Origin of the sequence: Nostoc sp., from assembly GCF_036916575.1 — a bacterium.
Classification (GTDB): domain Bacteria; phylum Cyanobacteriota; class Cyanobacteriia; order Cyanobacteriales; family Nostocaceae; genus Nostoc.
The window spans coordinates 41,450-57,530 of sequence record NZ_JBALGC010000041.1 but is presented as its reverse complement, the minus strand read 5'-3'; the positions used below and the strand labels follow the sequence as shown (position 1 = coordinate 57,530).

The 16,081-nt window shown below is 39.7% G+C and carries 12 protein-coding genes; 3 read left to right on the top strand and 9 right to left on the bottom strand.

The window, feature by feature from the left end; translation table 11 throughout:
• The first annotated feature begins 136 nt into the window (after positions 1 to 136).
• A complete protein-coding gene (locus V7L29_RS10720; RefSeq protein ID WP_334735439.1) occupies positions 137 to 871 on the top strand; it encodes a hypothetical protein in 735 nt (244 codons plus the stop codon).
• On the opposite strand, the gene hpsP is transcribed toward V7L29_RS10720, so the two are convergent.
• From hpsP to glmM, 6 genes are all read right to left on the bottom strand, one after another.
• On the bottom strand, positions 868 to 2,046 hold the full coding sequence (gene hpsP, locus V7L29_RS10715) for a hormogonium polysaccharide biosynthesis glycosyltransferase HpsP (protein WP_334735438.1): 1,179 nt from the start codon (positions 2,044 to 2,046) through the stop codon (positions 868 to 870). The two genes, V7L29_RS10720 and hpsP, sit on opposite strands and share 4 nt — an antisense overlap.
• Positions 2,047 to 2,123: 77 nt before the next feature.
• Positions 2,124 to 3,299 (bottom strand): hormogonium polysaccharide biosynthesis glycosyltransferase HpsO, encoded by a 1,176-nt coding sequence (gene hpsO / locus V7L29_RS10710; protein WP_334691755.1) that lies wholly within the window; start codon positions 3,297 to 3,299, stop codon positions 2,124 to 2,126.
• Positions 3,300 to 3,400: 101 nt separating this feature from the next.
• Positions 3,401 to 4,381 carry a hormogonium polysaccharide biosynthesis glycosyltransferase HpsN gene (gene hpsN, locus V7L29_RS10705; RefSeq protein ID WP_334691756.1) on the bottom strand — a complete coding sequence of 327 codons (981 nt, stop codon included), beginning with the start codon at positions 4,379 to 4,381 and terminating at the stop codon, positions 3,401 to 3,403.
• A gap of 245 nt (positions 4,382 to 4,626) precedes the next feature.
• A complete protein-coding gene (locus tag V7L29_RS10700) occupies positions 4,627 to 5,700 on the bottom strand; it encodes a glycosyltransferase family 4 protein (RefSeq protein ID WP_334735437.1) in 1,074 nt (357 codons plus the stop codon).
• A gap of 86 nt (positions 5,701 to 5,786) precedes the next feature.
• On the bottom strand, positions 5,787 to 7,442 hold the full coding sequence (hpsL, locus tag V7L29_RS10695) for a hormogonium polysaccharide biosynthesis protein HpsL (RefSeq protein WP_334691758.1): 1,656 nt from the start codon (positions 7,440 to 7,442) through the stop codon (positions 5,787 to 5,789).
• 668 nt (positions 7,443 to 8,110) lie between these two features.
• Entirely contained in the window at positions 8,111 to 9,580 is a 1,470-nt protein-coding gene (glmM, locus tag V7L29_RS10690; protein ID WP_334691759.1) for a phosphoglucosamine mutase, read from the bottom strand.
• 570 nt (positions 9,581 to 10,150) lie between these two features.
• Between glmM and V7L29_RS10685 the strand changes: the two genes are divergently transcribed.
• Positions 10,151 to 10,867 (top strand): biliverdin-producing heme oxygenase, encoded by a 717-nt coding sequence (locus V7L29_RS10685; protein ID WP_334735436.1) that lies wholly within the window; start codon positions 10,151 to 10,153, stop codon positions 10,865 to 10,867.
• Between the two features lie 298 nt (positions 10,868 to 11,165).
• Here the strand turns inward: V7L29_RS10685 and V7L29_RS10680 are convergent, their stop codons facing one another.
• From V7L29_RS10680 to V7L29_RS10670, 3 genes are all read right to left on the bottom strand, one after another.
• Complete coding sequence (locus V7L29_RS10680) at positions 11,166 to 13,253, bottom strand: LysR family transcriptional regulator (RefSeq protein WP_334735435.1); 2,088 nt, start codon at positions 13,251 to 13,253, stop codon at positions 11,166 to 11,168.
• Positions 13,254 to 13,276: 23 nt separating this feature from the next.
• Entirely contained in the window at positions 13,277 to 14,326 is a 1,050-nt protein-coding gene (locus V7L29_RS10675; protein WP_334735434.1) for an LLM class flavin-dependent oxidoreductase, read from the bottom strand.
• Between the two features lie 79 nt (positions 14,327 to 14,405).
• On the bottom strand, positions 14,406 to 14,672 hold the full coding sequence (locus tag V7L29_RS10670) for a hypothetical protein (protein WP_334735433.1): 267 nt from the start codon (positions 14,670 to 14,672) through the stop codon (positions 14,406 to 14,408).
• 231 nt (positions 14,673 to 14,903) lie between these two features.
• On the opposite strand from V7L29_RS10670, the gene sfnG reads away from it, so the two are divergent.
• Positions 14,904 to 16,001 carry a dimethylsulfone monooxygenase SfnG gene (gene sfnG / locus V7L29_RS10665; protein ID WP_334735432.1) on the top strand — a complete coding sequence of 366 codons (1,098 nt, stop codon included), beginning with the start codon at positions 14,904 to 14,906 and terminating at the stop codon, positions 15,999 to 16,001.
• Positions 16,002 to 16,081 lie beyond the last annotated feature (80 nt).

Sequence of the window (16,081 nt, the reverse complement as noted above, 5' to 3'; positions counted from 1 at the left end):
AGTCAAAAGGACTGGGGATTAGGAACTAGGCATTAGCTGACAAGCTCTAAAATTATCACCAGGGGTTTTCAAAGAAGATATTTTTGAATACTCTCTCAGTAGCTAGTGCCCAGTCTGTTTTATTTTTGAATCACTTATGACGATAGTAATATTTTTGGTTATTGGTGTTATCCTCAGCACAACTGCGAGTTTTGTTTTTGGAATTCCCTGGTTGATGCCGATTTTCGGTGCTGCTGTCCCCTATCCCATTTTATTTTTACATGTGCGTCATCAACAATATAAAAGTGCTTTTTGGTGGATGTTACTGTGGGGAGTGTTGCAGAGTATTGCCGTAATTGCAGCAACGACGATGTCTACGACGGGCTACGCCTACGCACCACAAACAGCAGCAAAAAATATTCTTCGTGGACAGTCATACACTACAGAGATGTTGCACTGGATTCGCACCGGAGAAGGTTCAGAAGGTTCACTCAGTTCATTTTTACCAGGTCATTTATTGTACTACGGGATTTTTTGTATTCTCTGCGTTGTTACCTTAAGTAGCGTGGCATTGATATTTGGCACTTGGATGCTGAACTACATGAATTTTTATGTTGCAGAATTGGTGAAAGTTAGTGCTAAACCTTGGTTAGCAGCTATTTTAGGGTGGTATCCTTGGTCTATTTTGCGGATAATCGGGTTTATCGCAACTGGGGTGGCTTTAGCTGCATTAGGATTAAATTTAGTAACTGGCATTAGAGGCGAAGTTCCTAAGTCTCCTTTTCCTAAAACTTATATGTTAATTGGGATTGGTTTTGTGATTGCGGATATCGTTGTTAAAGCAGTTTTAGCGCCTATTTGGCAAAAACTGCTGTTGTCTGCGTTGGGTTAAATTAATTTGTTCGTCAGAATTTTTTGGTAGGCTTGGATTGTTTGCCGAGCGATCGCATCCCAGCTAAAATTTTCCAATGCATATTTTTGGGCGTTTAGTCCCCGTCGTTGGCGTTCTGCAGGATTTTGCAAAGCTTCTTGGAGTAACTCTACTAGTGCTTGGACATCTGTTGCACATACCCAACCTGACTCGCTATCACGTATCTGTTGACAAATATGCACTTGGTCAGAAATTACCACAGGTATACCTGCTACCATCGCTTCAGCTACAGCAATCCCAAAATTTTCGTAGTAAGAAGGCAAGACAAATAAATCAGCAGCTTGTAGTAAACTAACTTTTAGTTCACCAGTGACAAAGCCAGTAATTGTAGTGTGCGATCGCAGTGGTGAATTTTGAATTTGGGATATTATCTTTTGTTCGTAATCTGGATCTTGGGGATTTGTTCCAGCTAAAACAAAATGAAACTTATAACCAACCGCTAACAGCTTTTCTAACGCTGGAATCAACAAATTTAACCCCTTTTTCGGGTCAATTCGTGACATAAACAGCACCAACGGTACATCTTTTGGTATTTGCAACTGATTACATACATTTTTAAGAGGATATTGAGCGGGGATAACACCCAAAGGAATCACCAAATCTGGCGTAGATACTCCAAATCTTTCTGATATTTTAGCTTCTTGATCGCTGGTAAAATGAATAGCCGCCGCACCAGCTAAATTTTGACGTTCTATAATTGCGACATAAAGCTGTTTTAATTGCTTTTTTTTACGCAAATCAGCCGGATCGAGAGTACCCAAAGGACGGAAAATATAAGGTAGCTTTTGCTGACGACACACAATAGCAGCAGCACTAATTATTGGGGAGAATAAAGCATGAATATGTGCGATGTCAAACTCGTGAGCATGACATTTTAGCCAGTTTAATAAATCTAGGGAAAATTTGTAGCGACGAAACGGGGCACAACGAAAGTAAATTATTTCATAGCCATCTTGTTTAATTGGGCGATTTAAAGGAACATCCAGAGGTGTTTGACCATTATCACCATTACTATCAGTTGTAAGAATTGTAACTTCTACTCCCTCTTTTACCAACGCTGGAGCTAATCCTAGTACCATTTGACTAGGCCCGCCGTAAATCAGAGAAATTGAGGGAACAATTTGTAATATTTTCATTTTTTTGTCATTTGTGATTTGTCCCTTGTCAATTGTCTTTTGTTATTCACTAATGACCAATAACCAATGACCAATGACTAATGACTATTAACCAATTCTTGATAAAATTCTAATTGCTGTTTAGCCAAAGCTTTATTTGTATATTTAATCATTGCTTTTTTATAACCCATTTCACCTAGAGTGTGAGCATAATAAGGTTTATCTATTAATTTAACTAAGCAATTAGCAAGGGCTTGAGCATCACCTTCAGGAAATACTAAACCAGCATCGCCAATTACATAAGGAATTTCACCAGAATCAGAACCAATTACAGGTATTTGGCAAGCCATTGCCTCAATTAGCACATGACCAAATTGTTCTTTCCAACCAACAGAAGTTAGGGTTTTAAACTTAGAAGTTGTTTCTGAAGGTAGTACTAAAGTACTCATTAAATTGATATAGTTTGTCACCTTGTCATGAGGGACACTTTCTACCAAAATTAACCTTTCTTTAATATTGTTGTCTGTCGCTATTTTGATTAATTCAGTTTGTAACTCTCCGCGTCCAAGTAGTAGTAATTTCCAAGGTCTATTTTTCAAACTTATTAAAGCTTGTAAAAGTGTTAATAAACCTTTTTCTTGCACAAATCGCCCAACAAAGCCTACCACAAAATCTCCTTTTCTAATGCCCAAATTAGCTGCTAACTCTGGTTGTCCTTTGGGAGTAAATAGATTTTCATCTACGCCCAGTTGTGGCATGATTTTAATTGCTCCTTGATATCCCCGTTGCCGTAAAATTTCTGCCCCATCCTGATTGCCAGAAATGATGCCGTGGCTGTGATTGAGGTTATATTTTTCTAACAAAGAAACTGGTAGTTTCAGTTCATAGGGAAGATTCCACCAAGTAAAAAATACATTTTTTGCCTTGAGTCTTAATAGCTTATTTAAAGCAATCATTTGAGTGTAAGCCAATGCTCTAGACCCTTGTTCTACCTGGATGATTTGCGGACGAAATTGCTTTAACAAGGATATCAAATCAGCACCAAAGGTAAGGAGTCCCTGATGATTTTGACTAAAATTAGAAACTGGAACTATTCTAAATGTGCCTTCATCACGGTATTCCGTTTGAATAATTCTGTTTTGCACGCCACCTGGTTTCCAGCGCTTTGGGACTACAACTGTCACTTCAACTCCTGGTTCGAGTTGAGATAAAGCGCGTAATTTTTCACAGTTGAGGTCTACGATATAAGTGTGACTAGCAACTAAGATTTTCATTGATATTTATTAATTGTTATTTATTCTTTGTCAGTTGTCCTTTGTTATTTACTAACTCCTAACTCCTGTACAGACGCGATTAATCGCGTCTCTACTCCTAATTAAACTTGTTCATCCAACCGACTGTAAATTTGACCATCGTTCCATATTGATTGGATGACAGTACCCAAGGCTTTAAAAAAACCCAAAGTGTAGAAAAAAGCCCGAGTGGCAATTTTGATGGGGGAACCGCTTTTGTTGCAAGGTGGGTGTCCCAGGACGTGACAGTCAAATAAACGGGCGTATAGGCGTAAAGCTTGAGTAGCAGTGAGGTTTTTCAGCCCCAGTAAAAAATGGTTGTGGTAAAAGGTGAGTTGATATTTGAGCGATCGCATACTAATATCATGACAACCCCCTGTTTCTTCGCCTAAATGCACCAAATGCGCTTCTGGGTCGTACCAAATCTTATACCCCGTCTGTCGCACTCGCAAACAAAAATCTGACTCTTCGCGCACTGCACTACCGCGAAACCTCTCATCAAACCTCAGTCCGTACTTAGTAAAAATTTCGCGGCGAAAAGACATATTACAACCCCTCGCTGTCAGTACTTGCTGGGGTTTGATGGTATGTACTAAATCAATATGATACCAAGCAATTCCTGGATCCATAGCTTGGGGAGGCAGATATTCAATCTGTAAATCTCCTCCAGAATCACCCAATTTCATTCTGTCAAATACCCGTCCGGCCACAGCCCCCACCTCTGGGTTTTGCAAATAATTTTTTGCATGGGCTGCTAACAATCCAGGGGTTAACTGAACATCATCATCAATAAATAATATTATTTCACCAAATGACCGCCGCACAGCATAATTCCGCGCCCCTGGCAAACTTGCCCAATCTAAGCGCAACCATTTAATTTTACCTGCCCCCGCCATCTCCTCTAGGTAGGCTTGAATTTCTGGTTGATGTTTTGGGGTTTGGTCTACCACCAAAACTTCAAAATTTGAATAGTCCTGTTTTAGGACATCCACAATGCTATCGCGTAGTGCTTCCTCTCTACCATAGGTTGGGATAACTACAGAAATTAAAGGATAATTATTCATGGTTTTTCTTAAAGATAATAGCCTTGTAAAAATTAATTTTCATAAAATTTAGTAAGCTGCGATTATTTTAATTTATATTTTGACTTTTTACGGGTTCTGCAAAACCTGTCTCCCAACCTCTCCCTTTCTAGGGGAGAGACTTTGAATTTTCCCCTTTACCTAGTAGGGAAGCTTGCTCGGTGGTTAGCTCTGGTGTTGGTTTTCCGCATAATCTAAAAAGTCATAATTCACATTCAATTAATTGTTTATACTGCTGCATATAGATTATCAAATAACTCATTTTGCTTTTCGGAATTATGCACAATTTGCGCTTGAGCTAATGCTCCTGCACTTAAAAATTCATAATGTTCTCGTTTATCGGTTCTATCAAAAAATTGGATGATTTTTTGCAATGCTTGCTCTGCCAGATAGTCATAGGTGCTATTGAGAATTTCCCAATATTCATTACTTTTGGTTTTATCTCCGTGTAGCCAATTACTCCAGTGCCTAATTTCATTAATTGGTAATTCTAAAATATAGCCATTTTCCCCATGATGAATCAACTCTGGTAAGGCGCATACATTTGTCGTAATTGCAGGAGTGGCAACGGAAAATCCTTCGATGATACTATAGCCATAAGTATCATGTAATGTCGCCATTAATTGAAAATGACTCTGCGATAATAACTGAATTACTTTTTCATTAGGAATGCTTTTATGAAAGACAACATTATTTAAATCCAGTAATTTTAAATCCTCTACATATTTGGTGCGATCGGGGAAATCCGTCGGCACTCCTGAACCATGTCCCAGTTCCGAAATTATATGTACAGTAATAGGTAAACCTAATTTTTCAGCTTTATTGGCGAGTCTTAAAGCAACAATTCCGCCTTTACGGGCAATATGATTTCCGATAAATATAAGCTGGAGATTTTGCTGCTCCTGATAAAGTTTCGATTGGTTAACCCTGACTGGAAAGTTGGAATGGATTACATCCACTTTCTTAGTTACTTTTTCTTCTATCTTCCAACCTTCTATCCGTTTAATTAATCTCAACTTGGCATAATCAGAGATAGCGATAATTTTTCGGCAATTTTCTAGTGCTAATCGATTATTTAATAAATCATAAATTGCCGCTTCACCTTTATTATGAGGATTTCTATATAAAACACGATGATCCTCAAAGGTGAGAAACCAAGGTTTATTTGTATATAAAATTCTATTGAAAGAATGAATTGCTTGGTATCTTTCCCATACAGGTTGCCAAGCAATAAAGCTGCCTAAAGGATACCAAATTTTTTCTATAGGATATCTGCCTGCTGGAAAAGGCTTGGGGCGCATGAGTGTATGCCGAGAATTTCGAGGTAGGTTTGGAATGCTGAGGTGTTTTTGACCTCCTATGATAACTTTTGCCATTTTTATTTCATTTAAATTGTTTTTAGACGTTTTTTCTGGTTTTTTTGCTGAGGGTTAGTATCTTCCTTATCTTGTTTCTCCAGCTCTGGCAATTTAAAAAGAACTCCTGCATAAAACCAATAATAGACAGCAACTGGATCAACATCCAGAGGATAGTAGTAGGTGTTGTAGCTAATAAACAATATAAACACCCACAAAGCTGCTCCGTAACTGCGGAAATTACGGTTCTTTATGGAACGATAGGTTTTAAAGCTAATAATTGTTAAACTTGTTGCCAAACTCAGAAACGCTAGTACTCCAAGAATTCCAACTTCATAAAGTAGTTTGGGGTAGTAGGTTTCCACAAGCTTAGTTCTACCCATTGCACGGGCGGAGTTAGTTGCTCGACCTAAGCCACTTCCCAGTGGTCCGTCTACGTTTTTCCAATTTTCTTCAAATTGCTGGACGATAAAATCTTGAGGTGGTGAAGCGTCCCAGCGACTGGTAAAACTCTCAGTTCTCTCTTGCACAACAGCAGGGTTAGTCACCATCGCAATTCCCAAAACTAGGGCAAGTCCTATCCCAATAGGGATAAATCGTTTAAGGTTACCAAGTTGTCCAGTGAGCAATAGCAAAATCCCGAAGCAGGTTGGTACTAAGGCTAAGGCGATTCTCTGTCCAGAGATTACAGCATTGATAAAGACTGTCACTAAAGAACCTAAACCGACCAGCCGCCATATTAGGGAAGGATCGGTAAAGCCGGTGGCAAAGGTAAAAAAGGTGCTGGCAATTAAGAACCATGCCCACTGCCAAGGAGCTACAAATGTCCCTGGTAGGCGAATAACCCCTTCATCGGGACTATATACTAACGCTCCACCAAAATAACACCTGGCTTCGAGTGTTGCTCTAAATAAGGCATCTCCTTCAAGACCTCTAGTGCCTTGACATGCACCAGTTAGTAGTAACAGATATTGAATAAATCCCAGTACACAGCAAATCAGTATGAGGACAATCTGGAGGCGTGATAAAAATAGAAAATCCCGCTTATCGCGAATTAAATAGTAGGCACAACCAATCAGGGGGACATAGCCTAAAAATACTTTTAGTCCCAGAATTCCCATACCTAAGGGTATTTCTTGGGGTGATTTTTCCAATAGTCCTACACTAGGCGGGTTAAACTGCTGTCCACCATTGATAAACAACAGTGTTAACAAACTGCAACCCAAAACAATATAAAGTGGGATTTTAATGCCTTGGGGAATAATTATGGGTAGCCCCTGTTTACGGCAAGTTTGCCAAAGTCCAATTAGGGCTGGAACATAAAAAGCATCTTTAGCTAATTGGAGTATGGGACTATTACCTAAGTAGTAAGTGATAGTACCCCCAACAGGTACGTAAATGATGAAGGCATATAGCGCTTGTCGCGGGTATTTGTAGGAAAGGGACATGATGAGTATCCCCAAGACACCAGGGATTGCTGCTTTAATTCCAGCTACGAAAAAAAGCAGAATGCCAACGAAGACACCGCCAAAGGTGGCGGTGGTAAGTAAGCTAGTGAGTTCTTTACGTGCTTGAGCTGCTTTGCGCTTTTGGGCTAACTGTTCTTTGAGGCTAAGGGTAGAAGTTTCCTTTTTAGCCTGTTTTTTCGAGTTTTTAGATTGCTGAGATTTTGACTTGAATTTTGGCATAGTGGTGCTGTAGCCTATCAGCCTCAGAAAATCTATTATAGTTGACAATACCTTGGCCAAAATTAGAGGGTTAGAGGTAGACAAAAAAGCTAAATTCCTTAGACACAAAGGGTTTCAGGCTTTTGAATTTAGGTTTCAACCCATAGCCCAAAACCCGCATTCTGCGGGCGTTCTAAAAAATTGGCGAAGGTATTGAGTTGACAAATTTCTTTGGATAGCTGTAAGTCGAATACGCTTGGTGTTAGTGATATTTTGCCCCGGAAGATCCTCCCAACCCACGCCACTTGCTCCACTTGGGAAAACCCCAGACGCTCTCTACGAGACGCTGCGCGTAGCTAGCTTCCCCGAAGGGGTACGCGGACTCGCTCTAAGCGTTCGCGTTCGCGTCTCGTAGAGAAGGGCTGTGGGGAGAAGACCGCAGTGCCTCCCCTTAAAAAGTGGGCTTAATTCTTAATTCCCTCCTTAAAAAGGAGGGTTAGGGAGGATCAAGCTTTAACCCAAGCGTATTAAATTATAGTGAGGCGTTGAGTTTTTGATAAGTAATTAGCCGGAGATGATCTAACAATACAAATACAAATATCACAGCTTCTACAGATAACCAGTTTTGATTATATGTAGAAGCTGTGACGGAAAATTGGCGCTTGTTAAAAGCTAAGATAATAGTTAATTTAGTCCATCAGATGCTGCTGCACTTGGGAAACTAATTCATTTGTCCAGTGATTGGCGAGTTCGGCATTGGCAGCTTCTACCATTACTCTGATGACTGGTTCTGTACCAGAGGCGCGAACCAAAATTCTGCCGGAATCACCCATTGCAGCTTCAGCAAGAGCGATCGCTTGTTGCAAAGGTTGGCAATCTTGCCATCCCAAACGGCGATCGCGATCTATGACTCGCACGTTCCGCAACAATTGCGGATAGGTCTGGAAGCTTTGATCTACCAATTCGCTAAAGGGAACACCCGCCTGTTTCAGTAAAGCTGCTATATGTAATGCTGTTAATAAGCCATCTCCAGTAACAGCATAATGACGGCAAACAATATGACCTGATTGTTCGCCGCCTAGCATTCCTCCAGTCCGCAACATTTCGGCTTGCACATATTGGTCGCCAACTGCGGTGCGAATCAAGTTACCACCAATTTGCTGCCAAGCTTTCTCAAACCCTAAGTTGGCCATGACAGTAGATACAATCAGGTTATTCGGCAGTTGCTGGTTTTGTTGTAACTGGCGTCCCCACAGATAGAGAATGTAATCGCCGTTAACTTGCCTTCCTGTATTGTCTACTGCTAAGACGCGATCGGCGTCGCCATCGAAGGCAAAGCCGATGTCGGCGTTGTGTTCTTGTACTGTTGCACAAAGAATATCTAAGTGTGTAGAACCGCAGTTTACATTAATGCGATCGCCATCTGCTTCATTATGCAAGCAGATTACCTCTGCCCCCATTTGTGTAAATACTGATGGTGCTAACCCGACTGCTGCTCCCCACGCCAAGTCTAAAACAATCTTCATTCCCTGAAGATTTAGGCCACTATTCAAAGGTTTTTTCAACGCCTCGCCATAATGCCCCACTAACTCCAAACGTGAGTAATGCCGTCCACAATTACTGATAGCAATAGGTGATATTTTGCCACGCAGTCCGGCTTCAATTTCTGCCTGCAATATTTGCGGTAACTTCCCACCATCCGCATCAAAAACCTTAATACCATTGTCTTCTGGAGGATTATGGCTGGCAGAAATCATCACTCCGCCGATGGCATTACTAATGCTGGTAAGATAGGCAACGCAAGGAGTGGGACATAGTCCCAAATACCAGACCTCTAATCCTGCTGCTGTTAACCCTGCACTCAAAGCCATTGCCAGCATATCGCTGGAGTTTCTAGAGTCCTGTCCGAGAATGACTGGCCCTACTTGAGTAGCATGGTTACGTAAAACAATCCCTGTCCAAAAACCAACTTGTAATGCTAAAGGCGCACTCAGTAATTCTCCGACTCGGCCGCGAATTCCATCTGTACCAAATAAAGGATTTGCTGGTAGTGGGATTAAATTCAGTGCAAAACTGCTCTCAATCCCTTTGCCCAATCCATCAGCTTCAAAAGCAGAACCCCCAGAAATGCCCAGTGTCCGAGTTATAGATGAAACCATATTTTTAAACACTCCACACAATCACACTGAAAAATAGCACTTAATTAAGACTTTATTCACCAATTTCGACATGCTTTTTCTCTTTAGAAATTCATTCTAGATTAGGCTTACTTACGTAATAATACTTAAGTTCTGCCTGTTTAATTGTAAATCTTTCATGAAAGTCAGTATTGGTTTTTACATTCTCAGTAAAGTCTTCACATTTTAGCTAATTATTCCTTTTAGGCCCTCAACTTTAATCTTGATTTTGATATAGATTAGCTCACACTTTACAATGCTACTAACAAAGAAAAAGCTGTAATAAATATTACCCTGTTCCATCACAAGTGTTTTTCAGGAAAGCTGAGAATGAAAGCAAAATTTAGCTAATACAAAAAATCAAAACCCCGAAATGTAAAGTTTTATTGCCTTAGCCTTGTTGCTATGCAAAAAACTACAAAATCTTTACAGCTTAAAAAATTTTAATATAAATTCTCATCAAATAGTTTTAAGGTAACGTTTTAATGGCTTCTTTAGCCGTTAGTGAATTAAAACTCCGGCAGTTAACTTTTTAAAGTTGAGAATTTTAGCATGAGCAGCAATTTAGCAACCAAATTACGTGTAGGCACTAAGAAAGCCCACACGATGGCAGAAAATGTAGGTTTTGTCAAGTGCTTTTTAAAAGGAGTAGTCGAGAAAAACTCTTATCGGAAACTAGTTGCTAATTTCTACTTCGTCTACTCAGCGATGGAAGAGGAAATGGAAAAGCATCGCCAGCACCCAATTGTTTCTAAAATTAACTTTCCTCAGCTAAACCGCAAGTCTAGCCTAGAGGAAGACCTGAGTTATTACTTTGGTGCCAACTGGAAAGAGCAAATCAAACTATCTCCCGCAGGTGAAGCTTATGTACAGCGCATCCGAGAAATATCTCAAACACAACCAGAACTGTTAATCGCCCATTCATATACTCGTTACCTGGGTGACTTATCCGGGGGACAAATTCTCAAAAATATTGCTGTAACAGCGATGAATTTGTCTGATGGGCAAGGAATAGCTTTTTATGAGTTTCCAGAGATTCCTGATGAGAAGGCATTCAAAGCCAAATATCGTCAAACTTTGGATGAATTACCCCTTGACGATGCTACAACCGATCGCATCGTTGATGAAGCTAACGCCGCCTTTGGCATGAACATGAAGATGTTCCAAGAATTGGAAGGCAATTTGATCAAGGCGATCAGTGTAATGCTATACAACAGCCTCACACGGCGACGGACACGCGGTAGTACTGAACTGGTCACAGCTGAGTAATTGTGTTGAGATTATGGAATATGGTGTGTAGAGTCATAAGTCCAGACAGCCTGATCAAAGATAATTCATAGGTGTTTTTGGGGAAAGAGCGATGCCTGCGGCAAGCTGCTTCTCGCGTCTACGCTAAAAACGCTCAAAATATTTAGGGGCAATAGCCCTGTGACTGCTTTTGATTCGTGAAAGCAAGCATGGAGAGATTGCCCCTTAATTATGATTGAAGGATTTAGGAGTCATTCAATTTTAGATTTTAGATTTTTCTTTCAATTCAAAATTAGGTAGTTTCTGCGCGATTTTCATTTTACATTGGATATTGCTGTATGATTGGATTGCTATCTTCATCTTGTAGCGGTAGATTATCTTTATCATAGAGAACTTTCATGTGTCTGCTAAACTGTTCCTCGACAAAATAGCTGCTAGAAAATTCACTTGCAAAAGAAACCTGATGAAAGTGATAATCTAAATTCAGCAAATTGTAGACAAGTCTTAAAAAATAATCATCTATCCAAAAATCTACATCAAATAGTGAAATGCCATATTTTCCTTCCAACCTGCGATTTAAAGTTTTCAGTAACCAAGACCATTGAGGCTTGAGAGTCGGATCGATGCGGTTACCAAATACAGGATTAAAAAATTTATTTACTTGAGTTTTTCTTACATCAATCATTTTAGTTAATAAATCTGCTGCATTGATTGGAGATGAATTAAACCAATAATTAGCAACTACTAAATCATGTAAATAAGCAACTACAATTTTAGGATTTTCTTTAATGAACTGCGAACGACAAACAATTCCCCTGATTGATGGAATTCTTAAACTAGTTGTTTGAGATAGAGGCAGCTTTCTGACAAAAGCATATCCTTCTAATATTGAGGCAAAAGTGTGACAACACACGTAAGCATCTATAGTTTTATTTGCCAAACTCTTACTTGCTTTCCGAGGATCTTCATTCACTAATCTGCAATCTTTACTGACATCCATATCATACAGGTCAAAAAGAGTAATGATGAACCTATGAGCATTTGAACCAAATAAGGTGGAAATTCGTTTACCTTTTAGATCCTGGATAGTGTTTATAGAAGAATCTTTATGGAAAACAATATTTATATCTTGACCCAAAATATTATACGAAGCAATCCCAATTAATTTAGAACCAAAACTTAAATCATCAAAGAATTGGCTACCATTATTTAAAAGAGAAATATCATCTAAAATACAAATATCTAGTTCTCCCCGTTTCATCTGTCTGTTCATTTGTTCCCCAGAGGCAAACGGGATAATTTGTAACTCAAAATCTCGATTAATTTCAATATTTTTGAAAATAGCCTGCTCAAGTGATGAGGATGCTCTCTGTAAATCAGAAATATACTTAGTCCCATACCCAGCAATAAACTGTCCAATGGAATCACTCTGAATACCTATCTTCAGAACATTTTCCTCTTTAGTAGAACAGTTACCTAAAAATAGATTTACATTTGGCAAACTTTCTAAGTTATCCTGATCGAGTCTAAAACTTCTCACCAAACCCTCTGCGGATATTAACAATTCACTAAAGCGAGGAACATGCAGATAAATCCCATATTCATTAACATCTTGAATAGGGAGAGTTAGGACTTGGTATTGAGATATTATGTCAGCTTGACAAAAATCAGGTAAAATCGTTATTTTTTGATTTATTGAAGTGTAGTTGAGTACATCTTGATAACTGTGTAGCACCTGAACACCACTTAATTCATTCATCAAAAATCCATTTTTAGATAGTTCATGGTGAACCTCATCTAAAAGTACAATATCAGCTAGATCAATATCATTTATTTTAACTAAGCTATGCTCATTGAGATATTTATTTGCCCTAAAGGAGACAAGCAGCATTTTATGAGTTGTTAATCTAGTACAGTGGTGTTCTTCCTTATATCCAGAGCAACTATTGAGCAAGAGATCCATCTCTATAACTTGAGAATTTGAGAAAAATATGCTATTTTTCACCGCTATTTCTTTGATATTTCTCCCTGGAAAACAAAGCTGAAATCGCTGTAAATATTGTTTGAGCCAGACTTCTAAGATTAAATTAGTAGCCCCCAATATCAAATCTTCACCTTCAGCGCTAAATGTTGCTTGAAATTCTTCTTGCAGATTTTCTACAGTTTCTACTACATTAAGTGTCTGAGAAATCAATTTCTTGCCTTTATTAGTCAAACCGATACAGCCAGGAGAGCGATTTAGGAGAATTACTCCGAAATAATCTTCTATTTGTTTGACTTTTTTACTAATTAGTGCTTGACTATACCCTAGCTTTTGTGCTGCTTTAGAGAAGCTACCACAGTCATCTACTGCTTTTAAAATTTTGATGTGATTTAGGGTAATATCTTCGAGTTTAATCTTATTCATGCTAGGTAAGGCAAGATTTTTAATTACAACGGAATTAAGCTGTTCTGCTGTGTATATTCGGAGATAACTAGTTTGTGGAAACGAATAGTGTCTTCCAACATAGATTCAAATTTGAGTACAATTAAGTCAACGCCAACAGCTTCGTATTCTTTCAGGCGTTGAATGATAGTATAGCGATCGCCAACGAGTTGAGCAGATAAACCCAGATTGGCTTCAATGGTTTGACTAATATCTAGTTTGTTGTGGGCAACTACGTTAGGATCGATTTGCTCTTGAAAGTATTTGATCTGCTGCTGATCCGCAGAACGATAAATCGCTGATAATTTGGCTTCAGCTTCGGCGGTATGTTTACGAACGATCGCAAACGCACTCATTGCCACTTTAATCTGACGCTGGTAGCGATCGCTAGCCAATCTTTTCACTTTCTGCACCAATGCTGCTGTTTTTTCAGGATCATCAGCATTGATAAATAAATAATCTCCCTGACGAGCCGCTAGGTCAATCGCCCGGTCTGATTCACCAGCAATGAAAATGGGTGGTGTTGGTGTAGGCTTATCTGTGAGCATACCACCTGCGATCGTGTAGTATTTGCCGACGTAATTAAAGGCTTCGACAGTCCATAGTCCCTTGATTACATCAATGTACTCTTCTAATCGTGCGTATCGTTCACTGTGGGGTAGCCAGATATCTCCATAGCTTTCTACTTCTAATTTCCACCAACCTGCAATACCACTCAGAGCAAATCTACCGTTACTAAGTTGATTTTGAATGTTTGCACTCAGCTTGGCAACGACCGCAGGCAATTTAAAACCGGGTTGTACAGCCGCAACAATCTTGATATTCTTGGTGTTCAAACTTGCTAAAGCTGCTGTAATCCAGGCATCAGCGACATTATAGTTAGGCCCATGAACTGCATTCAAGTAATGTTCAGGAATGTAATAGAAGTGATAACCTAACTCGTCTGCCTGAACTGCCAGCTTTACCAAATCTTGCGTGGATAAATTAGCCTCATGGTTGACAACCCGCAACCATCCACCACAGACCGGCGACCAAATTCCAAACTGAAGTGGCATAAATCTTTTTCCTGTGCCTTTTTCTACAAGATATTAAAATAAATACGGTATATATATCTTTTTACCGTAGTTTAGTAGTTCACACTACCACATTTATTTCTGCTGTGTATAGTTGCAGATTACACATAAAAAGCAGTTGCTTATCACGATATGGAATAGTATCGATACTTTGTCGAGTCCTGATTTCTGGTTGCTCTGACAGAATCAGGATGATAGCCAGCAAATATAAAATAATAATTAAATACTCAGCAAAAGTCGGCTGTATTCCATTTTGGAATATGGAAATGGAATTTAAGTATATCGAGTCACGACATCGGAAAAATTGTCGTGATAAAGTCTGATCCATTAAAAACTACGGTAGCGCGGTCGGGTTATGGTATATTACGACCATCAGAACCTGAAATTGTCTACTTGTAAACTCAGAGTAGTTTCCAGCCGCTCTCAAGCTTTAAATTCTGACTAAAATTTTGTCGGCTCAAATTTTAGCTGATTTGTTAGCGATCACAAATTAGACTTTGTTGCTTCACTTGCAAGCTTAAACAAATAACCAAGCAGTTTCAATTACAAACGCACAATTATGGTAGATATTAAGTTCGCATATTGGATTCCCAACGTCAGCGGTGGGTTAGTTGTGAGTAAAATTCCCCAACGGACAGATTGGACTTACGAATACAATGCTCAACTAGCTCAGACAGCTGAAGAAGTTGGATTTGAATATGCTCTAGCACAAGCCAGATTTATCGCCAGCTATGGCGCTGAGTACCAGTTAGAGGCATTGACAACCGTGTCAGCCCTGGCTCCAGTCACCAAGAAATTGAAACTAATTGCAGCAGTTCACCCTGGATTGTGGCATCCGGGAGTAGTTGCCAAAATGGGTTCTAGCATTGATTTTCTCTCTAACGGACGGTTTGCTCTGAATGTAGTTAGCGGCTGGTTCAAAGATGAATTCATTATATATGGTGAACATTGGTTAGACCATGACGAACGCTATCGTCGTTCAGAGGAATTTATCCGCGTTCTCAAAGGTTTGTGGACTGAGGATGAGTTTCACTTTAAAGGCGACTTTTACCGGATTAACGGCGGTTGGGTAAAGCCTAAACCAATTAATCAGAATCCACACCCGGAGATATTTCAAGGTGGTAACTCCAAGGCAGCGCGGCGCATGGCTAGCCGCGTCTCTGATTGGTATTTCATGAATGGCAACACCATAGAAGGGGTGCGAGAGCAGATTCAAGAAGTGTCTGCATTAGCTCGTCAAGAAGGACGCAAAATTAAGTTTGGTCTGAATTCCTTTATCATTGTGCGAGATACGGAAGCAGAAGCCCATGAAGTATTGCGCGATATTATTGCCCAAGCCGATGTAGAGGCGGTGAAAGGATTTGGCGAAGCGGTGAAACAGGCGGGATCTTCTACTCGTGAACGTCAGGGAATGTGGGCGAATTCCAATTTTGAAGACTTGGTGCAGTATAACGATGGCTTCCGTTCAGGCTTGATTGGCACGGCTGATCAAGTAGCTGACAAGATTCGCCAGTTTTATGAAGCGGGAGTCGATTTAATTCTTGGCGGCTTCTTACACTACACAGATGATCTACCAGCGTTTGGTAAGACAGTAATACCAATTGTGCGCGAACTAGAAGCCCATCGTCGGACAGCTGATGAGTTAGTTGTGGTCTAGCTGATTTTTGAGAGTTAACGACTGGGTGCAAGTAGTTGTGTAATTTATCCGGGCTTTAACTGGTAAATCGTTCAATAGTT